This window comes from Actinophytocola sp. (assembly GCF_036555685.1).
In the GTDB taxonomy this organism is placed as follows: domain Bacteria; phylum Actinomycetota; class Actinomycetes; order Mycobacteriales; family Pseudonocardiaceae; genus Actinophytocola.
In genome coordinates this window covers 25,667-45,883 of record NZ_DATBKY010000041.1, presented here as the reverse complement: position 1 = coordinate 45,883, position 20,217 = coordinate 25,667, and the positions used below count along the sequence as shown (strand labels likewise).

The 20,217-nt window shown below is 71.7% G+C and carries 18 protein-coding genes; 12 read left to right on the top strand and 6 right to left on the bottom strand.

Going from position 1 to position 20,217, the window contains the following annotated elements:
* Positions 1–67: 67 nt before the first annotated feature.
* The 3 genes from VH969_RS04280 (at position 68) to VH969_RS04270 (ending at position 4,074) form a co-directional block, all read left to right on the top strand.
* Positions 68–2,803 carry a S8 family serine peptidase gene (locus VH969_RS04280; protein ID WP_527249146.1) on the top strand — a complete coding sequence of 912 codons (2,736 nt, stop codon included), beginning with the start codon at positions 68–70 and terminating at the stop codon, positions 2,801–2,803.
* 90 nt (positions 2,804–2,893) lie between these two features.
* On the top strand, positions 2,894–3,610 hold the full coding sequence (locus tag VH969_RS04275) for an acVLRF1 family peptidyl-tRNA hydrolase (RefSeq protein WP_331970669.1): 717 nt from the start codon (positions 2,894–2,896) through the stop codon (positions 3,608–3,610).
* Between the two features lie 17 nt (positions 3,611–3,627).
* Positions 3,628–4,074, top strand: coding sequence for a type II toxin-antitoxin system Rv0910 family toxin (locus VH969_RS04270; RefSeq protein WP_331970666.1), 447 nt, complete (start codon positions 3,628–3,630; stop codon positions 4,072–4,074).
* A gap of 12 nt (positions 4,075–4,086) precedes the next feature.
* Here the strand turns inward: VH969_RS04270 and VH969_RS04265 are convergent, their stop codons facing one another.
* Positions 4,087–4,854: an SDR family oxidoreductase gene (locus VH969_RS04265; RefSeq protein WP_331970663.1), complete on the bottom strand. Its 768-nt coding sequence runs from the start codon at positions 4,852–4,854 to the stop codon at positions 4,087–4,089.
* Positions 4,855–5,044: 190 nt separating this feature from the next.
* Between VH969_RS04265 and VH969_RS04260 the strand changes: the two genes are divergently transcribed.
* Both VH969_RS04260 and VH969_RS04255 read left to right on the top strand, forming a co-directional pair.
* Complete coding sequence (locus VH969_RS04260; RefSeq protein WP_331970660.1) at positions 5,045–6,673, top strand: ABC-F family ATP-binding cassette domain-containing protein; 1,629 nt, start codon at positions 5,045–5,047, stop codon at positions 6,671–6,673.
* A gap of 142 nt (positions 6,674–6,815) precedes the next feature.
* On the top strand, positions 6,816–7,025 hold the full coding sequence (locus VH969_RS04255) for a helix-turn-helix domain-containing protein (protein WP_325160150.1): 210 nt from the start codon (positions 6,816–6,818) through the stop codon (positions 7,023–7,025).
* Between the two features lie 8 nt (positions 7,026–7,033).
* Here the strand turns inward: VH969_RS04255 and VH969_RS04250 are convergent, their stop codons facing one another.
* On the bottom strand, positions 7,034–8,344 hold the full coding sequence (locus tag VH969_RS04250; RefSeq protein WP_331970651.1) for a glycosyltransferase 87 family protein: 1,311 nt from the start codon (positions 8,342–8,344) through the stop codon (positions 7,034–7,036).
* A 99-nt stretch (positions 8,345–8,443) separates the two neighbouring features.
* Between VH969_RS04250 and VH969_RS04245 the strand changes: the two genes are divergently transcribed.
* Entirely contained in the window at positions 8,444–10,309 is a 1,866-nt protein-coding gene (locus tag VH969_RS04245) for an ABC transporter ATP-binding protein (protein WP_331970648.1), read from the top strand.
* A gap of 27 nt (positions 10,310–10,336) precedes the next feature.
* Here VH969_RS04245 and VH969_RS04240 read toward each other — a convergent pair whose 3' ends face one another.
* Positions 10,337–10,903 carry a nucleotidyltransferase family protein gene (locus VH969_RS04240; protein WP_331970645.1) on the bottom strand — a complete coding sequence of 189 codons (567 nt, stop codon included), beginning with the start codon at positions 10,901–10,903 and terminating at the stop codon, positions 10,337–10,339.
* 96 nt (positions 10,904–10,999) lie between these two features.
* On the opposite strand from VH969_RS04240, the gene VH969_RS04235 reads away from it, so the two are divergent.
* From VH969_RS04235 to VH969_RS04225, 3 genes are all read left to right on the top strand, one after another.
* Complete coding sequence (locus VH969_RS04235) at positions 11,000–11,749, top strand: TetR/AcrR family transcriptional regulator (RefSeq protein WP_331970642.1); 750 nt, start codon at positions 11,000–11,002, stop codon at positions 11,747–11,749.
* Positions 11,746–12,429 carry an alpha/beta hydrolase gene (locus VH969_RS04230; RefSeq protein WP_331970639.1) on the top strand — a complete coding sequence of 228 codons (684 nt, stop codon included), beginning with the start codon at positions 11,746–11,748 and terminating at the stop codon, positions 12,427–12,429. Before VH969_RS04235 ends, VH969_RS04230 begins: the two co-directional genes overlap by 4 nt.
* Before the next feature lie 86 nt (positions 12,430–12,515).
* Positions 12,516–13,697, top strand: a complete 1,182-nt coding sequence (locus VH969_RS04225) for an LCP family protein (protein WP_331970636.1) — start codon at positions 12,516–12,518, stop codon at positions 13,695–13,697.
* Here the strand turns inward: VH969_RS04225 and VH969_RS04220 are convergent, their stop codons facing one another.
* Complete coding sequence (locus VH969_RS04220) at positions 13,698–14,147, bottom strand: peroxiredoxin (protein WP_331970633.1); 450 nt, start codon at positions 14,145–14,147, stop codon at positions 13,698–13,700. It lies immediately after the preceding gene.
* Positions 14,148–14,180: 33 nt separating this feature from the next.
* On the opposite strand from VH969_RS04220, the gene VH969_RS04215 reads away from it, so the two are divergent.
* Positions 14,181–14,771 carry a hypothetical protein gene (locus VH969_RS04215; RefSeq protein WP_331970630.1) on the top strand — a complete coding sequence of 197 codons (591 nt, stop codon included), beginning with the start codon at positions 14,181–14,183 and terminating at the stop codon, positions 14,769–14,771.
* Positions 14,772–14,826: 55 nt separating this feature from the next.
* On the opposite strand, the gene VH969_RS04210 is transcribed toward VH969_RS04215, so the two are convergent.
* A complete protein-coding gene (locus tag VH969_RS04210; RefSeq protein WP_331970627.1) occupies positions 14,827–15,792 on the bottom strand; it encodes a quinone oxidoreductase family protein in 966 nt (321 codons plus the stop codon).
* A 76-nt stretch (positions 15,793–15,868) separates the two neighbouring features.
* Between VH969_RS04210 and VH969_RS04205 the strand changes: the two genes are divergently transcribed.
* Positions 15,869–16,435 carry a TetR/AcrR family transcriptional regulator gene (locus VH969_RS04205; RefSeq protein WP_331970624.1) on the top strand — a complete coding sequence of 189 codons (567 nt, stop codon included), beginning with the start codon at positions 15,869–15,871 and terminating at the stop codon, positions 16,433–16,435.
* Here the strand turns inward: VH969_RS04205 and paaI are convergent.
* A complete protein-coding gene (gene paaI, locus VH969_RS04200; RefSeq protein WP_331970843.1) occupies positions 16,432–16,800 on the bottom strand; it encodes a hydroxyphenylacetyl-CoA thioesterase PaaI in 369 nt (122 codons plus the stop codon). The genes VH969_RS04205 and paaI overlap by 4 nt on opposite strands.
* 124 nt (positions 16,801–16,924) lie before the next feature.
* On the opposite strand from paaI, the gene icmF reads away from it, so the two are divergent.
* Entirely contained in the window at positions 16,925–20,194 is a 3,270-nt protein-coding gene (gene icmF / locus VH969_RS04195; RefSeq protein WP_331970621.1) for a fused isobutyryl-CoA mutase/GTPase IcmF, read from the top strand.
* Positions 20,195–20,217: the final 23 nt, after the last annotated feature.

The following is a 20,217-nucleotide window of genomic DNA, read 5'->3' as shown; positions in this document are numbered from 1 at the left end:
TAAACCTGCACACGCATCACGAAGGTCCCGAGTCCTGATCACCTCAGCAGCAGCCCTGCTCGCCGTCGTGGAGTTGGCGAGCCCGGCCGCCGCGGCACCACCCCCGGAGGACCAGAAGGCCGCCGCGGCACAGGAGAACGCGGCCCGCCAGATCGGCGCGCTCCAGGACATCAAGGTCGCGACCAGGTCGAACGCCAAAGTGGACAGCAAGCTGCTCGTCGAGATGAGGGCGCGGGGCAACCGCACGGCCATGGCCGCCGCGGTGCCGAAGCTGCGGAGCGGCGTCAAGGTCACCGGCAGCAAGACGGTCGTCGACATCCGGGCCACGGTGTCGGAAGACCTGAAGAAAGCGCTTGTCAACAGCGGCGCCACACTCAAGTCGGTCTCCACCCGGTACGGCACGATCCGCGCCGACGTGCCGCTCGCGGCGATCAACGCGATCGCCGCGCGCAAGGACGTCCGCAAGATCGAGGTCGCCGGCGGCGCGATGACCGCGCACGAGCTTGACCGCAACGCCCAGCCGGCCAAGCCGGAGTCCAAAGAGGCCAAGGCGGCCCGCATCGAGGCCAAAACCCGGGCGGCACTGACGAACCGGGCCGGCGCGATCGACAGCGAGGGAGACCGCGCGCACAACGCGGACACCTCGCGCGACCAGGTCGGCGTCACCGGCGTCGGCGCGAAGATCTGCGCGCTGTCCGACGGTGTCGACTCGCTGGCAGCCTCGCAGGCCGCGGGCGAGCTCCCGGCCGTCGACGTGCTGCCCACCCAGGAGGGTTCGGGCGACGAGGGCACCGCGATGCTGGAGATCATCCACGACGTGGCGCCCAATGCCGCGCTCGGCTTCGCCAGCGCCTTCAACGGCGACGCGAGCTTCGCGGACAACATCCGCGCGCTCCGCTTCGACCTGAACTGCGACATCATCGTCGACGACGTCATCTACTTCAAGGAAGCGCCGTTCCAGGACTGGATCATCGCCCAGGCCGTGAACGACGTGACCGCCGACGGCGCGCTGTACTTCTCCTCGGCGGGCAACGAAGGCAACACCGGCGACGGGACGGCCGCGCACTGGGAGGGCGACTTCGTCAACTCCGGCCAGGTGATCGGCAAGTTCGCCGGCTACGCGCACGACTTCGACCCGTCGAGCAACACGCAGGTGTTCGAGCCGATCTCCGACGCCTCGTCCGCCGGCGTGCCCGTCCTGCTGAACTGGGCGGACCCGCTGGGTGCGTCGAACAACGACTACGACCTGTACCTGCTCGACCGCAACGGCAACGTCGTCGCGATGAGCCAGGACTACCAGACCGGCACCCAGGACGCCTTCGAGCGGGTGGACACGCCGGGATTCGGTGGCAGCGGCCTGCGGCTCGCGGTCGTGAAGTTCCGCGGGGACGACAAGTACCTGTCGCTGTCCGCGCTGCGCGGCCGGTTCTCCGACTCGTCCGACGGCCTCAAGGCATTCAACACGCCGGGCGTCACGTTCGGCCACTCGGCCACGCGCGGCGCGTTCAGCGTGGCGGCGGCGCCCGCGCACGAACCGCTGCCGTTCGACCTCGAGCCGGGCGACCCGCCGAACCCGAGCGGACCGTTCCCGAACGCGTTCGACTCGTCCTCGGCGCTCGAGCGGTTCACCTCCGACGGCCCGCGCAAGGTGTTCTTCGAGGCCGACGGCACGCCGATCCCGGGTGGCGAGGTGCGGCAGAAGCCGGACATCACCGCCGCGGACGGCGTCCGCACCAGCGTGGGCGGCTTCGACCCGTTCTTCGGCACCTCCGCGGCCGCCCCGCACGCCGCGGCGATCGCGGGCCTGGTCCTGTCCGGCAACCCGGGCATCGACCCTGCCGAGGTGCGCGAGGCGCTGACCAGCACGGCGATCGACATCGGCGAGCCGGGCGTGGACGGGCGCAGCGGGCACGGCGTGGTCCTGGCCGACAAGGTGCTGGCGTTCACCGGCGCGAGCCCGCAGCCGCTCGCGCAGGCGGCGGCGCCGACCATCACGCCGGACGGCGGCGGCCAGTTCCTGAACCCGGGTGACAGCGCGACCGTCGACCTGCCGGTCACCAACAACGGAGACGCCACCGCGGTGTCGACCAGCGTGGTGCTGACCAGCCCGACGCCGGGCGTGACGATCACCCCGCGGGCGCAGTCCTACGGTGCCATCGAGAAGGGCGCCACGGTGACCAAGTCCTACCGGCTCACCGTGCCCACCACGCACCAGGTGGGGACCCCGATCGTGCTGAACACCCGGGTCACCTTCGCCGGCGCGTACTCGCCGACCACCGGGAAGTTCTCCGTGGACGTCGGTGAGCCGTCACCGACCACTGTGGACTTCGCGTATGCGGGGCCCGCGGTGGCCATCCCGGACAACAGCACGGTGGGCGCCAGCGTGACGATTCCGGTCAGCGGCATCGGGCCGGCGTCGAAGGTCGCGCTCTCGATCGACGGCACGGCCTGCGACACGACCGAGCACTCGACCACGGTCGGCCTCGACCACACGTTCGTCGGTGACCTCGTCGGCATCCTCACCTCGCCGTCCGGGGCCAGCGCGACCGTGTTCAGCCGGGCCGGCGGCAGCGGCAACAACATGTGCCAGGTCGTCTTCTCCGACGAGGCGACGACGCCCTTCGCGTCGGTGACCTCGTCGCAGGCACCGTTCTCCGGCACGTGGCAGCCGGCCGATCCGTTCGCCGGCCTGCGCGGCTCGGCGGACGGGAACTGGACGTTCAGCGCCTTCGACCTCGCCGGCGTGGACACCGGTTCGGTCCGGGCCGTTTCCTTGCACATCAACGGGTACGTCACGCCGTGACGTCCTGACGGCACGCAGCGGCCGCCGCCGGCACTCGCCGGCGGCGGCCGTCCTGTGTGGCCGGTCGGCCGTCCGCGCTACCGTCGGTAGGTGGGCAGAGCCAGGGCGGTGGCCGGCGGCGGGCACGCGGTCGAGGTGGAACCGGAGCGGCTGGCGGGCTGGTACGAGCGGTTCGGCACGCGGCACGGGGGAGTGGCACACACGGCTCGTGGTCCCGCCGAGGTGGTGGTGACCGCCACCGACGGCACGACCGCCACGTGCGCGGTGCCGTTCCCGCCGCTGCCCGGGACGGGCTCGGCCGGCGGGCTCGACGTCGAACCGCTCGTCGCGCACCTGCTCGTACCACGCCGGATCGGGTTGCTGCTGGTGCGGCTCGGCGGGCACAGCACGGGCGTCGCCTACGGCGGCGTGGTCGAGGCGTCGCGCACGGACCGCCGGTTCGTGCAGGGCCGCAGCGCGGCCGGCGGATGGTCCCAGCAGCGGTTCGCCCGCCGCCGCGCGGGCCAGGCGCGGGAGGCGCTGCGGGCCGCGGCGGACGACGCGGCGGCGGTCCTGATGCCCCGGCTGTCCGAACTGGATGGTGTGGTGCTCGGCGGCGACGAGCGGGCGCTGGACGCGTTGCGCGCCGACCCGCGGCTGGCGAAGCTGTTCGCGCTCGCGCAGCCGCGGGTGCTCGACGTGCCGGAACCACGCCGCTCGGTACTCGCCGACGCCGCGCGCCGGGCACGCTGCGCCGAGGTCGTCCTCGAGAACCACGGCCGGAACCACGGCCGGAACCACAGCCGGAATGACCGCCGGAACGGGTAGGACGGGAAGGAGGAACGGTGGCCAAGGTGCACGCGTCCGCGTCGGTGCCGGCGTCGCCCGAGCGGACCTGGGCCGCCGCGGCCGACCTGTCCCGCTTCGGCGAGTGGCTGACGCTGCACGCGGGCTGGCGAGGCGAGGTGCCCGCGGAGATCACCGAGGGCACGGACCTCACCTCGGTGGTCGCCGTGATGGGGCTGCGCAACCGGATCCGGTGGCACGTCGAGCGCTACGCGCCACCGGCCGCGCTGACGATCTCCGGCCGCGGCGTGGGCGGGGTCAAGGTCGCCCTCGAGCTGCGCATCCAGGCGGACGCCGGCGACGCGTCGACGATCACCATCGACGCCGAGGTGACCGGCCGCCCGGTGTTCGGCCCGGTCGGCCGGGCCATCGGCCGCGCCGTCCGCGCGGACCTGCGCAAGTCGGTCGCCGGGCTCGCGACGCTGGTCGAAGCCTGCGATCGCTGACCTCGGGCGAGGTCAGCCCAGCGTGCCGGTGGCGAGCATGCCGCCGTCGACGCGGACGGTCTCGCCGGTGATCCAGCCGGCCCGGTCGGAGGCGAGGAACGCCACGAGCTCGGCCACGTCCTTGGGGTCGCCCAGCCGCTTCATCGGGTAGGCGTTCGCCACCTGTTCCTCGCGCTCGGTGTAGAGCATCTCGGCGAACTTGGTCTTCACGACCGCCGGGGCCACGGCGTTGACCCGCACGCCCGGGCCGAGCTGCCAGGCCAGCTCCTCGGTGAGCCGGATCAGGGCGGCCTTGCTCGCCCCGTAGGCGGCGATCACCCCGGACGAGCGCAGGCCCGCCACCGAGGCGATGTTGACGATCGAGCCGCCGTGCTCGGCCATCCAGGCCTTCAGCGCGAGCTGCACGAAGCCGAGCGCGCCGACCACGTTCACGTCGAAGATCTTGCGCACGGCGGCGAGGTCGGCCTCGGCGAGCGGACCGTAGGTCGGGTTGATCCCGGTGTTGTTGATCAGCACGTCGAGCCGGCCGAACTCGTCCATCGTGCGCCGCACGACCTCCTCGCGGTCCTCGTCGCGCCCGGTGTTCGCGGGTACGGCGAGCACCTTCGCGCCAGGCACTTCCGCGCGTAGCTCCTCGGCCGCCGCGTCGATCATGTCCGGCTTGCGGGACGAGATCGTCACGGCCGCGCCGCCACGCGCCAGCTCCGCCGCGATCGCATGTCCGATGCCGCGGCTGGCACCCGTCACCAGCGCGACCTTGCCGTCGAAGTCTGGGGTCATAGGCGCAGACTCTAGCTAAGCGGGTGCTTAGCGGACAGGGCGGCGGGGCGAGGGTCACCAATCCCGGTTGCCGGCGACCCGTACACTCGTCGGCGTGGTGGTTCGTACGAGCTAGGCCGCGGGCGAGCCTGCCGACCACGGTCGGCGGGCGGACGAGCCCTGCCCGAAACCACCCTCACGGAGCCTCCGCATGATCACCGCCACGGACCTCGAACTGCGCGCCGGCACGCGCATCCTGCTCTCCGACGCGACGTTGCGCGTCCAGCCTGGCGACCGGATCGGCCTCGTCGGCCGAAACGGCGCCGGCAAGACCACCACCCTGCGCGTGCTCGCGGGCGAGGGCGAGCCCTACGCGGGCGAGCTGCGCCGGGCGGGCGAGCTCGGCTACCTGCCCCAGGACCCGCGCGAGGGCAACCTGGCGGTCACCGCCAAGGACCGCGTGCTCTCCGCGCGCGGGCTCGACCAGCTCCTGCGCGACATGGAGAAGGCGCAGTCGGCGATGTCCGAGCACGCCGACGACAATCGCCGCGACCGCGAGGTCCGCCGCTACGGCCGGCTCGAGGAGCGGTTCGCCGCCCTCGGCGGCTACGCGGCGGAAAGCGAGGCCGCGCGGATCTGCGCCAACCTCGGCCTGGCCGACCGGGTGCTCGCCCAGCAACTCGAGACCCTGTCCGGCGGTCAGCGCCGGCGCGTCGAGCTCGCCCGCATCCTGTTCGCCGCCGCGGAGTCCGGCGGCGGCAACGGATCCGGCACCACGCTGCTGCTCGACGAGCCGACCAACCACCTCGACGCCGACTCGATCAACTGGCTGCGCGGCTTCCTCAAGGCGCACAACGGTGGCCTCGTGGTGATCAGCCACGACGTCGAGCTGCTCGCCGACGTGGTCAACAAGGTCTGGTTCCTCGACGCCATGCGCGGCCAGGTCGACCTGTACAACATGGGCTGGCAGCGCTACCTCGACGCGCGCGCCGCGGACGAGAAGCGCCGCCGCCGCGAGCGGGCCAACGCGGAGAAGAAGGCGTCCGCGCTGCAGGCCCAGGCGGACAAGATGCGGGCCAAGGCGACGAAGGCCGTGGCCGCGCAGAACATGGCGCGGCGCGCGGAGCGGTTGCTGTCCGGGCTCGAGGAGGTCCGCCAGGCGGACAAGGTCGCCAAGATCCGCTTCCCGGAACCGGCCCCGTGCGGCAAGACTCCGCTCACCGCCGAGGGACTGTCGAAAAGCTACGGCTCACTTGAGGTCTTCACCGGAGTCGATCTCGCGATCGATCGCGGCAGCCGCGTCGTCGTGCTCGGCCTGAACGGCGCGGGCAAGACCACGCTGCTGCGGTTGCTCGGTGGCATGGAACGCCCGGATTCCGGAAAAGTGGTGCCAGGACACGGATTGCGCATCGGGTACTACGCGCAGGAGCACGAGACGCTCGACCACCAGGCGACCGTGTGGGCGAACGTGCGACACGCCGCGCCGGACACGCCGGAGCAGCAACTGCGTTCGCTGCTGGGGACGTTCCTGTTCTCCGGCGAGCAGCTCGAGCAGCCGGCGGGCACGCTGTCCGGCGGCGAGAAGACGCGGCTCGCGCTGGCCGGCCTCGTCTCCAGCGCCGCCAACGTGCTGCTGCTCGACGAGCCGACCAACAACCTCGACCCGGCCAGCCGCGAGCGCGTTCTCGAGGCACTGCACAACTACGCGGGCGCGGTAGTTCTCGTGACTCACGACCCCGGTGCGGTGGAAGCACTTGCGCCCGAACGGGTGATCTTGCTGCCCGACGGCACCGAAGATCACTGGTCCGCCGACTACCTGGAACTCGTTCAACTGGCCTAATCCCGGGCCCTGCGGGTCCTCGTGGCCACGCGTGTTCATAGCTATTTTCGATCTCGTCTGGCATTCCACGCGGTCGTGTTCGATCATTGCCTCGGCAGGTGTTACCAGAAACCTCCGTCACACGCTACGGAAGGCGGACGACGTGGCTGATCTGAAGAAGGGCGCGCGGATCACGGGCAACACGCGTGACAAGCTTGCCGCGGACCTCAAGAAGAAGTACGAGAAGGGCGCGAGCATCCGCGCCCTGGCCGAATCGACGGGCCGTTCCTACGGTTTCGTCCACCGGGTCCTGTCGGAGTCGGGAGTGACGTTGCGGGGCCGTGGGGGCGCCACCCGGACCAAGAAGAAGTAGGTTCCGTCTCAGGGTTGGCTACCGCGGGAGTCGGGGTTCACGGCCAGATCGTCGGCCGGTCCCGCGGTTGCCCGGTCCGTCCGGCGCTCCGGCGCCGTTCCGCCGACGGAAGCGAACCCGATCATCGCGCCGAGCAGCGCCAACGGGTAGACCAGGTAACCCCAGCGCGTGGCCGGCGCGAGGATGATCGCCGTGCCGAGAGCGACGGCGATCCGCAGCGTGGCACCCGCCGGATCCCGCGGCGGGCGCACGATCAGCCACGCGACGATCACGCAGGCCGCCACCGCGAGCAGCGCCAGCGACACGGCGTGGCCCACCGGTCCCAGCTGTGCGATCAGGTGCCCGGGCAACGGACTCGCCGCCGGTGACCCGGCCCGGCCGAGCCCGGCCGGATAGAGGATCACGTGTTCCACGAAGGCCGCCGGGTCCACCCGGAACACCGGCACCACGATCACCGCGCTCGCGGCGAGCGTCCCGCCGAGGAAGATCGCCAGGTCCGCGACCCTTTTGCGGCGCACGAACACCGCGACGGCCAGCACGGCCAGTGCGGGCAGGGCCGTGAGCTTCATCGTGACCACCAGCGCGCACACCACGCCCGCCCAGCCGGGGCGGCCGCGGTAGACCAGCGCGGTCGCGAGCACGATCAGCGCGATCACCGGAAGGTCGTCGCCGGCCACGGCGGCGGTCAGCAGGGTGAGCGGGCTGATCGCGGCGAGCTGCGCGGCTGCCACCGGCACCCGCGGCCGGCCCATGATCGCGAACGCGAGCACGATGATCAGTACGGTCGCGACGGCGAACGCCACCCGGGCGTCGGTGAACGCGCCGTCGCCGAACAGCGCGCGGGGCAGGCCGAAGACGGTCATCGACGGGCCGTAGGGCGTGTAGTCGTCCGGGTGCGGCGCGCGGCCGAGCAGGTCGAGGTCGGGATAGGGCGTGCCGTGCGCCAGCAGCAGCTCCGCGGACCGCTCGACGACCCACACCTCGGGCTGGGCCGGGAACGACCACGGCCACCGGCCCCACCGGAAGTCCGGCGCCCGGCGGAAGATCAGCACGAGCAGCGGCACCACACCGGCGAGCAGGCCCGCGACCGCGACGGCGGTCCAGCGGGAACGCAGCGCCGCGGAAAGTGTCGGACCCTTGCGCGACAATAGGCCGAACCCGGTGAGTGCGGCGGCGAGCAGGTAGCCGGCCGTGGCGAAGTTGCCCCACACGCGGTAGCCGTAGAACTCGGAGAAGGCGGCGGTCGCGGCGGCGAACAGCAGGCTCACCAGGTAGAAGAGCAGGTCGAAGCGGCGCGCGCGCTGCCCGGTCTGCTCCACGCGGGCAGGTTACCGAGCGCGTTCGCTGTCCGGAGAACCGGGAAGCGAGGCGCGCCGCCGGGCGTTGGTTCGGGGAAACGGGGCAGAGAGAGGGCAGTCGTGGACAACGCCTGGACGCTGATGTATGGCGCGATACGTGCGGCGAACGCGCCGAAGGGCCTGCACAAGGGCACGATCCGGCGCGTGTTCCGGTTCGCCCGGCCGCACTGGGGCAAGCTCGCCGTGTTCCTCGTGCTGACGATGATCTCGGCGGTGCTCGCGGTGACCACCCCGCTGCTGGCCGGGCAGGTCGTGGACGCGATCGTCGGCGGGCACGACGTGTCGGTGGTGGTGTGGCTGGCGGTCGCGATCGCCGGTGTGGCGGTGCTCGACGCGGGCCTGGGGCTGGTCGAGCGCTGGCAGTCGTCGCGGATCGGGGAGGGGCTGATCTACGACCTGCGCCGGGCGGTGTTCGAGCACGTCCAGCGGATGCCGGTCGCGTTCTTCACCCGGACCCGGACGGGCGCGCTCGTGTCGCGGCTGAACAACGACGTGATGGGCGCGCAGCGGGCGTTCACCTCGACGCTCGCCGGGCTGGTCACCAACGTCATCCAGCTCGTGCTGTCGGTCGGCGTGATGCTGACGCTGTCGTGGCAGGTGACCGCGCTGGCGCTGATCCTGCTGCCGATCTTCGTGCTGCCGGCGCGGCGGATGGGCAAGCGGATGGCCGACATGCAGCGGGAGTCGGCCACGCTCAACGCGTCGATGACCACTCAGATGGCCGAGCGGTTCTCCGCACCCGGTGCCACGCTGGTAAAGCTGTTCGGCCACCCGCGAGCCGAGGCCGAGGAGTTCGGCGGCCGGGCCGCGCGGGTGCGGGAGATCGGCGTGAAGACCGCGATGCTGACGCGGTGGTTCATGACCAGCCTGACGCTGGTCTCCGCGCTGGCGCAGGCGCTGGTCTACGGGCTCGGCGGGTACCTCGCGCTCACCGGCCAGCTCGAGGCCGGCACGGTCGTGGCGCTGGCGTTGCTGCTGACCCGGCTGTACTCGCCGCTGACCGCGCTCGCGAACGTGCGAGTGGACATCATGACCGCGCTCGTGTCGTTCGAGCGGGTGTTCGAGGTGCTCGACCTGCGGCCGATGATCACGGAGTCACCGGATCCGCGGACGGTGCCGGCGGGCGGGGTGTCGGTCACGCTGGAGGACGTGCGGTTCGGCTACCCCGCACCGGACAAGGTGTCGCTGGCCTCGCTCGAGGAGGTCGCGGTCCTCGACCAGCGGGGCGGCCAGGAAGTGCTGCACGGGGTGTCGTTCCAGGCCGAGGCGGGCCAGATGGTCGCGCTGGTCGGGCCGTCCGGGGCGGGCAAGTCGACGATCGCGTCGCTGGTGCCCCGGCTCTACGACGTGGAGTCCGGCGCGGTCCGGCTGTCCGATGTGGACGTACGGGAGCTGTCGTTCGACTCGCTGCGCGACACGGTCGGCGTGGTGACCCAGGACGGTCACCTGTTCCACGACACGATCCGGGCGAACGTCGCCTACCCGCGGCCGTCCGCGACCGACGAGGAGATCTGGGCGGCGCTGACCCAGGCGCGGCTGGCGGACCTCGTCGAGTCGCTGCCGGACGGCCTGGAGACGGTCGTGGGCGAGCGCGGCTACCGCCTGTCCGGCGGCGAACGCCAGCGGCTGACGATCGCGCGCCTGCTGATCGCGCAGCCCAGGGTGGTGATCCTCGACGAGGCGACCGCACACCTGGACTCGGAGTCGGAGGTCGCGGTGCAGGAGGCGCTGACCTCGGCGCTCGCCGGTCGCACGGCGATCGTCATCGCGCACCGCCTGTCGACGATTCGCGCGGCCGACCAGATCCTCGTGGTGGAGGACGGCCGCATCGTGGAACGCGGCGACCACGAGACCCTGCTGGCGGCGGAGGGCAGGTACGCGGACCTGTACCGGACCCAGTTCTCGACTCAGGCGGCCGCCGCCTGATCGGCCCGGCCTGACCGGAGTCCGGCGTCAGCCGGGCAGGTCCGACGGGCGGTCCACGTCCTCACCCGCGGCGATGTCCTCGCACGGGACTGCCAGCGGCGGGTGCGCGGCCAGGTACTCCCGCGCCCCCGCGTCCCCGGTCGCCATGGCCGCGACGTCGGCCCAGCGGGAGCGGCCGATCAGCACCGGGTGGCCCGGGCGGCCGTCGTAGGTCGCCCGCGCCAGCGCGTCGGGGGAGGCCAGGGCCACGAAACGGCGCACCGCCGCGGCCGTCACGCCCGGCGTGTCCACAGGGAGGATCACCGCGGCCTCGGCCGTGGCCGACGCGAGCGCCGCCAGGCCCACCCGCAGCGACGAGCCCATCCCGCTCGTCCACTCTGGATTGTCCACAAGAGAGGAACCGGGCAGCGACGCCGCCGCCCGGACCTCGGCCGCGGACGCCCCCAGCACCACGACCACCGGATCGCACCCGCCGTCGTGCAGCACCTGCGCCGCCTGCTCCACGAACAGCCTCCCGCGGTGCCGCACGAGTGCCTTCGGCAGCCCGAACCGCCGCCCGGCCCCGGCCGCCAGCAGCACACCCGCCACGGTCACGCCAGGAGCGTAGTCAGCGGAAGCCCGCCACGTGGTCGCGCCATCCCAAAAGTGAGTACAGTGTACGCGAATTTAGCACCATACGATGAGATCGAGATGACCGAGGACGACACGGCCGCGGCGAGCTTCGGTGGCCCGGCCACCGCCGCGCGCAGCATGGAGCTGCTCTGGGGCACCAAGCCGCCGCCGAGTCGCGGGCGAAAGCCGGGCATGACGCTCGAGCGGATCGTCGCCGCCGCGGTCGAGCTCGCCGACGCCGGGGGCCTCGACGGCGTGTCCATGCGCCGCGTCGCCGACCGGCTCGGCATCGGGACCATGTCCCTCTACCGGTACGTCCCGGCCAAGGCGGAGCTGCAGGACCTCATGCTCGATGCCGTCATGGGCGAGGCCCCGGCGGTGAGCGGGGCAACCGGCTGGCGCGACGGGCTCGAGCGCTACGCCCGCGCGAGCCTCGAGGGCTACCGCCGCCACCCGTGGCTGCTGCGTGCCGTGCTGACCCGTGGCGCGATGGGGCCCAACCAAGCCGCCGCGCTCGACGCTGTCCTCCGCGTGCTCGAGGGCTCCGACCTCTCCGGCGGCGAGCGGATGGCGGTGGTCGGCCTGGTCGCGGGCTACGTCCGCGGTGTGGCGCAGCAGCTGGCCGGCGACACGCGGGCGGCACGCGGCTCCGGGGGCGGCTTCGCGCCGCTGATCGGCGGCCACCTCGACCCGGCCACGTACCCGGCGCTCACCGGTGTGTGGCGCGACGAGGACCTCGAGCGGGCGGAGGACCCGTTCGAGTTCGGGCTGCGCCGGGTGCTGGACGGCATCGCGGCGCTCGTCGAGTCCCGCCGGGTCGCCACGTGACGGCGCCCGGCCTGCGGCGCTTCGGCGGCGACGCGACCGCGGTCGTCCTCGTCCTGCACGGCGGCCAGGAGACCAGCAAGGCACGGTCCCACCGGCTGCGCCCGGCCTACCTGCGCATGCTCCCGTTCGCCCGCGACCTGCGAGCCGCCGGCCACCACGCGGGTCTCGCCGTTTGGGCGCTGCGCAACAGGTACCGCGGCTGGAACGCGCCGGACCTCGATCCGGTCGCGGATGCCCGCTGGGCGCTCGACGAGATCCAGCGGGTTCATCCGGGCGCGCCCGTCGTGCTGGTCGGTCACTCGATGGGCGGGCGGGTGGCGCTGCACGTGGCCGGGGACCCCGCGGTGGCGGCCGTGTGCGCGCTCGCGCCGTGGACCCCCGAGAACGAGGCGGTCGACCAGCTCGCCGGCCGAACCGTGCTGATCGCGCACGGCGACCGGGACACCGTCACCGACCCGAAGCTGTCGTACGCCTACGCGGTGCGCGCCAAGGAGGTCACCGACGCGGTGTGCCGCTTCGACGTGCGCGACGAGGGACACGCCATGCTCCGCCGGCCACGCGAGTGGCGGTTACTGGTCCGACGGTTCACGCTGGGCGTGCTGGGTATCACCGAGGTGGACCACATCATCGCAAGTGCCCTGGCCAAGCCGTGTCCCGGCGGGTTGGGGATTCCCATTTGACGTTTGTCCCCTACGGTGTCCCGCGTACCACTGGGCAACCTCGACGGCGATCCCCACGTCTTGGGTATCGACGGGAAGGTGGGGAGATGAGCTACGGCCACCAGGGAACGCCACGACGGCCCGGGTACGGCGCGCCAGGTCAAGGGCGCCCGGCTGCCCCCGGCCGGCGGCCGGCGTACCACGAGACCAGGGCGCTGCCCATGCCGCCGAGGGAGGCGCCGCCGAACCGGCGCCCACCGGGCCGCTACGACGGGCAGCCACCCGACGACTACGGCCCCTCCTACGGTGAGGGCTACCCGCCATCGCACCCACGGCGGCTGCGCAAGCGCCGCCGTCCCGGCCGCACGATCGGCATCATCCTGCTGATCCTGCTCGTGATCCTCGGTGGCACGTACTTCTGGCTCGACACGTCGCTCAACCGCGTCGCCGCGCTCGCCGACTACCCGGGCCGGCCCGCGGAGGCGGCCGGGACGAACTGGCTGATCGTCGGGTCGGACAGCCGCGAGGGGCTCACGCCGGAGGAGAAGAAGAAGCTCGTCACCGGTGACGCGGGCGGTCAGCGCACCGACACGATGCTCGTCGCGCACCTCCCCGACAACGACACGCCCGCGACGCTGGTCAGCCTGCCGCGTGACTCCAACGTGGAGATCCCCGGACACGGCGTCAGCAAGATCAACGCCGCGTTCGCGCTGGGTGGGCCGAAGCTGCTCGTGCAAACCGTCGAGCAGGCGACGGGGCTGCGCATCGACCACTACGCCGAGATCAACTTCGCCGGCTTCGCGAACATGGTCGACGCGGTCGGCGGCGTCGAGATCGACGTGCCGAAGACGATCCACGACAACGCGACCGGCGTGACGATCAAGGCCGGGAAGCAGGTCCTGGACGGCCCGAAGGCGCTGGCTTTCGTCCGCACCCGCAAGAGCGCGGCGACGCCGAGGTCGGACCTCGACCGGGTCGCGAACCAGCGGAAGTTCATCGGCGCCCTGGCGGCGGAGATCTCGAGCCCGGCCACGTTCCTGAACCCGTTCGACGTGATCCCGCTGCTGACCGAGCTGCCGGACGCGCTGACCGTCGACGACGGCGACCACCTGCACAACCTTGCGGGCCTGGGCTTCGCGATGGGCGGCATCGGCGACGGCGGCACGGTCACCACGACGGTCCCGGTGACGGACGGCTCGGCGACCCAGTGGGACGAGAACAAGTCCCAGCAGCTGTTCGAGGCCCTGAAGAACGACTCGGCGATCCCCAAGGACGCGATCTACGACTGACTAGCGGGCGCGGAGGACCTCGAGGGCGCGGTCGGCGTGCACGGCCATGCGGAGCTCGCTCTTGACGACCTCCAGCACCGTGCGGTCGGTGTCGATCACGAACGTCTGGCGGCGGGTCAGCAGCGGGCCGAACGAGCGCCGCACGCCGAACTGCTTCGCCACCGTGCCGTCCGGGTCGGACAGCAGCGGGAAGTCGAAGTCGTGCTTCGCGCTGAACGCCTGCTGCTTCGCCACGTCGTCGGGGCTGATGCCGACCCGGTGGGCCTTGACCGCCTCGAACTCGGCGGCCAGGTCGCGGAAGTGGCAGCTCTCGACCGTGCAGCCCTTGGTCATCGCGGCCGGGTAGAAGAACAGCACCACCGGTCCGGTCTCCAGGAACCCGCTCAGCTTGCGGGGATTGCCGGTCTCGTCCGGCAACTCGAAGTCGGGGGCGGTGTCACCGGCGTTCATCGACGCTCCTCGGGCAGGGAATCATCAACCACCATGGACATTACCGCGCGTCGCACCGCGCTCGTCGTGACCGAGCTGCTGTCGCCGGCCGTCGTGGCGGTGGCGCTGCCGCTCGCCGTGGCGTGGCACGCGACCGGATACGACGTGCCGGCCACGCTCGGCTGGATCGCGGTGGTCGCGATCTTCTTCTGCGTGCTGCCGATGGCCTTCCTCGTGCACGGCGCGCGGCGCGGCCGGTGGGACGGTCACTGGGTGCGTGACCGGGCGCACCGCACGGTGCCGCTGCTGGTGTGCCTGGCGTCCGCGCTCGCCGGGATGGTCGTCATGCTCGTCGCCGGGGCGCCGCGGGAGCTGGTGGCGCTGGCGTGGGCGATGATCATCACGTTGGCGGTCTGCCTGGTGATCACGCGCTGGTGGAAGGTGTCCGTGCACGCGACTGTCGCCGGGGGAGCGGTCGCGATGCTGTCGTTCGTCTACGGGCCGTGGTTCCTGCTGCTGGCGTTGCTCGTGGCCCTGGTGTGCTGGGCGCGCGTGGCGGTGGCGGACCACACGGCCACGCAGGTCGCGGTCGGCGCGCTGCTGGGGCCGCTCGTGGGCGGCGCGGTGTTCCTCGCGCTGACCTGACCGCCGGCGCGGTCCGGCGCGGTCCTGAAGATCGCCGCGGCGCGGACTTGACCGCTCAGGGTACGAGCAGGATCCGGCCGAGCTGAGCGCGCGCGTCGAGAAGCCGGTGGGCCTCGGCCGCCTCCGCGAGCGGGAGTCTGATGTGGACGGTGTAGCGAAGCTTGCCGGTACCGAGCAGCCCGGCCAGCTCGGTCATCGCGTCGGCGTACTCCGCGGGCCGGGCCTTCTGCCACGCGAGCAACGAGAAGCCGGTGACCGACCGCATCGTGTACAGGCTGCGCACCGGTACGTCCACGACGCCCTGCGCCGCACCGTAGACCACGAGCCGGCCGAACGGAGCCAGCAACTCGACACCGCGCAGGGTCGTCGTCCCGCCGACGGAGTCGAGGACGACGTCCACCCCGCCCGGGGCGGCGGCGCGTACCGCGTTCGGCCAGGCGTCGTCGGTGTAGTCGACGGCGACGTCCGCGCCGTGCGCCCGGACGAAGTCGAGCTTGGCGGGGGATCCGGCCGTCCCGATGACCGTCCCCGCGCCGCGCAGCTTCGCGAGCTGGGTGGCGAGATGGCCGATGTTGCCGGCCGCGGCGTGGACCAGCACGGTCGCGCCCGGCGTGAGGCCGCCGGCCAGCAACGTGCCCAGGGCCACCGGCGCCGCGGACGGGAGCATGCTCGCCGCGGCGTCGTCGAGCCCGTCAGGCACGACGACGAGGTCCGCGACGTCGGCCAGTACCTGGTCGGCGAACGCGTCCGGCGACAGCGCCGCGACTCGCCTGCCTGCCAGCCCCGGATCCGCGTCCGTGCCGACGGCCTCGACGGTGCCCACGACGTCTCCCGTCAGGGTGGCGGGCAACGGTCGCTGGAAGATCGCGCCCGCACCACGACGGAACTTGGCGTCGACGAAGTTGGCGCCGATCGCCGACACCCGGATGCACACCTGGCCTGGGCCCGGTTCGGGGACCTCGGCCTCCTCGACACGCAGCACCTCAGGGCCGCCGTATTCGTGATAGCGGACTCGCCGCACGCTATCCTCCTCAACTGGACTCGCGGTCAACTTACCGTACTGGACCATCGGTCCACTTGTCGAGCGTGAGGGTGGCATGGTCAAGGAACGTGTGGACGCGGCACGCAACCGGCGCGCGATCCTGCGTGCGACCGAGGAGTTGCTCTCCCGGCACCGCCCGGAGGAGGTCACGATGGAGCAGGTCGCGGCGGCGGCCGGGGTCGGCAAGGGCACCGTGTTCCACCGCTTCGGCAGCCGGATGGGCCTGATGATCGCGCTCATGCAGGAACGCGCGCTCGGCCTGCGCGACGAGGTCGAGACCGGCCCGCCGCCGCTGGGCCCGGGCGCCTCGCCACGGGAGCGGCTGCTGGCGTTCCTGTCCGCGGTAGTCGACGTCATCGGTCGCAACAAGGGCCTGTTGGCCGCACTCGGGCAAGAGGTCGCGCCGCGCGCGCACGGCGGGGACCACCCCGTCTACACGTTCTGGCACGGCCACATCAGCGAGCTGATCGCGGCGGAGCGGCCGGATCTCGACGCCCCGCTGCTCGCCGACCTGCTGCTCGCCGGCCTGCAGGCGGAGCCGATCCTCCGGCTGCTCGAGCGTGGCGAGACCGTGCGCCTGGAGAAAGGCCTGCACACGCTCGCCGCAGCGATCCTCGGTTAGCCGCGCAGCGTCCGGCTGCGGCCGCGGAACTCGGCCACCACCTCGTCGCCGCGGCGGACGGTCACGTCGCAGATGCCGCTGCGGCCGTAGACCACGCGTTCCTCCGCGCGGGCCTCCAGCTCGTCGCCCAGGCGGGCGGAGGCCACGAACGTGATGTCGGCACCCGCGGCGACCGTCACCGGGCCGTGGCTGTTGCACGCGCACGCGAAGGCCGTGTCGGCGAGCAGGAAGACGTATCCGCCGTGGGCGATGTCGTGCCCGTTGACCATGGTGTCGGTGATCGTCATGCGGACGACCGCGTAGCCCGTGCCGGCGTCGACGAGTGTCATGCCCAGCGAGCGTGACGCGAGGTCGTCATCGAGCATGCGGCGGACCGATTCCGGAACCATCGCGACATCATCGCAGGTCGAGCGCGGATCCTGATGACCGGCTGACGAGACGCGTACCACATTGGTTGCACGTAGGAAAGTAGGACATCAAACTATTCTTATGGCCACCCGAGCGCTGCACCGCCCCGTGCACCCCGTCCGGTTCGTCACCGCCGCGAGCCTGTTCGACGGGCACGACGCGGCGATCAACATCATGCGCCGCATCCTCCAGTCGCAGGGCGCCGAGGTGATCCACCTCGGCCACAACCGCTCCGTCCGCGAGGTCGTGCGCGCTGCCATCCAGGAGGACGTGCAAGGCGTGGCCATCAGCGCCTACCAGGGCGGCCATGTCGAGTACTTCACCTACCTCGTCGAGCTGCTGAACGAGCACGGCGCCGGCCACATCAAGGTCTTCGGCGGCGGGGGTGGCGTGATCGTCCGCCAGGAGATCGACCTGCTCCACCAGCGCGGCGTCGCCCGCATCTTCTCCCCCGACGACGGCCAGGAGATGGGCCTCGCCCGGATGATCAACTCCATGATCGAGGCCTGCGACACCGACCTCGCCGACCGGCCCGAGCCCTCCCTCGACGCGCTGTACGCCGGCCAGCACGACGCGCTCGCCCAGGTCATCACCAAGCTCGAGGCCGGCAAGCTCGCCGAGGCCACCCTCGAGCAGGTCCGCGAGGCCGGGGAGCGCCGCCGGGTCCCGGTCCTCGGCATCACCGGCACCGGCGGGTCCGGCAAGTCCTCGCTCACCGACGAGCTCGTCCGCCGCTTCCGCCTCGACCAGCAGGACAAGCTGCGCATCGCCGTGCTCGCGGTCGACCCGAGCCGCCGCCGCGGGGGCGGCGCGCTGCTCGGCGACCGGATCCGGATGAACACGCTGGGTGGCATCGCCGGTGTCCCGGGCGGGGACGGCGATTCGGTGTACTTCCGCTCGATGGCCACGCGTGGCGCGGTCACCGAGGTACCCGAGCACCTCACCGACGCGATCGCCGCGGCCAAGGCGGCCGGCAACGACCTGGTCATCGTCGAGACACCCGGCATCGGCCAGGGTGACGCCGCCATCGTCCCGTTCGTCGACACCTCGCTGTACGTGATGACGCCCGAGTTCGGCGCCGCCTCCCAGCTCGAGAAGATCGACATGCTGGACTTCGCCGACGTCGTGGCCATCAACAAGTTCGAGCGCCGCGGCGCGGAGGACGCCCGCCGCGACGTCGCTCGCCAGCTGGTCCGTAACCGCGAGGCCTTCGGCGAGTCGTGGGAGGACATGCCGGTCTACGGCACCAGCGCCGCCACCTTCAACGACGACGGCGTCACGGCCCTCTACCACCACCTGCGCGACCTGCTCGCCGACCGTGGGCTGGCGGCCGGCGAGCCGACACTCGCCCGCCCGGAGGGCAAGGTGTCCACCCGGGCGGCGACGGTCGTGCCGCCGCAGCGGGTGCGCTACCTCGCGGACATCGCCGAGACCGTGCGCGCGTACCACGCGCACACCGACGAGCAGGTGGCCGCGATACGCGAGGAGTCCGCGCTCAGCCACGCCCGGACGGCCCTCGACCGGGCCGGCGCGTCCACGTCGGACATCGACCGGCTCGTGAAGGAGGCGAAGCGGCGCGTCGACCGCGACACCGCCGACCTGCTCGACCGCTGGGACCAGGTCAAGGACGACTACACCGGCGACGAGCTCGTCGTGCGCGTGCGCGACAAGGAGCTGCACACCAAGCTGTGGCGCGAGACGCTCTCCGGCACCCGGGTGCCGCGGGTGGCGCTGCCCCGGTTCGACGACGACGGCTCGCTGCTGCGCTTCCTGCGCAAGGAGAACCTGCCGGGCCACTTCCCGTTCACGGCCGGCGTGTTCCCGTTCAAGCGCGACGGTGAGGACCCGGCCCGCATGTTCGCCGGCGAGGGCGACGCGTTCCGCACGAACCGCCGCTTCCGCTACCTGTCCGAGGGCTCCGAGGCCACCCGCCTGTCGACGGCGTTCGACTCGGTCACCCTCTACGGGCACGACCCGGACACCCCGCCGGACATCTACGGCAAGATCGGCACCTCGGGCGTCTCGATCGCGACGCTCGACGACATGAAGGTGCTCTACGACGGCTTCGACCTGACCGCACCGTCCACATCGGTCTCGATGACGATCAACGGTCCGGCGCCGACGATCCTCGCTTTCTTCCTCAACACCGCGATCGACCAGACGGTCGACAAGTTCGCGGCGGAGCACGGCCGCCAGCCCTCCGACGAAGAGCGGGCGGAGCTGACCGCGTGGGCGCTCGCCAACGTCCGCGGCACGGTCCAGGCCGACATCCTCAAGGAGGACCAGGGCCAGAACACGTGCATCTTCTCCACGGAGTTCAGCCTGCGGATGATGGCGGACATCCAGGAGTGGTTCATCGCCAACAAGGTCCGAAACTTCTACTCGGTGTCGATCTCCGGCTACCACATCGCCGAGGCCGGCGCGAACCCCATCAGCCAGCTGGCCTTCACCCTGGCCAACGGGTTCACCTACGTCGAGTCCTATCTCGCCCGAGGCATGGACATCGACGACTTCGCGCCGAACCTGTCGTTCTTCTTCTCCAACGGCCTCGACGCCGAGTACAGCGTGATCGGCCGGGTCGCCCGGCGGATCTGGGCCGTGGCCATGAGGGAGCGCTACGGCGCGAACGAGCGCTCGCAGAAGTTCAAGTACCACGTGCAGACCTCCGGCCGCTCGCTGCACGCGCAGGAGATGCACTTCAACGACATCCGCACCACGCTGCAGGCGCTGTGCGCGCTGTACGACAACTGCAACTCGTTGCACACCAACGCCTACGACGAGGCGATCACCACGCCGACGGAGAGCTCGGTGCGCCGCGCGATGGCCATCCAGCTGATCATCAACAAGGAGTGGGGTCTGTCGAAGAACGAGAACCCGCTGCAGGGCTCGTTCGTCATCGACGAGCTGACCGACCTCGTCGAGGAGGCCGTGCTGGCCGAGTTCGAGCGGCTCTCGGAGCGCGGCGGCGTGCTTGGCGCGATGGAGACCGGCTACCAGCGCGGCCGCATCCAGGACGAGTCGATGCTCTACGAGCAGCGCAAGCACGACGGCTCGCTGCCGCTCGTCGGCGTCAACACGTTCCTGCCGAGCAAGGACAACGCCGAGGACCTGCCCACGATCGAGCTCGCCCGCGCCACCGAGGAGGAGAAGCGCTCGCAGGTCGACCGCACGCGGGGGTTCCAGCAGAAGAACGCCGGGGAGGCGCGGGAGGCCCTGCGCCGGCTGCGTGACGCGGTTGCGGCCGACGAGAACGTCTTCGGCGTGCTGATGGACGCGGCTAGGGTGTGCACGCTCGGCCAGATCACCGATGCCTTCTTCGAGGTCGGTGGTCAGTACCGGCGAAACGTCTGAATCGTGGAGGGCATGTGGATCGA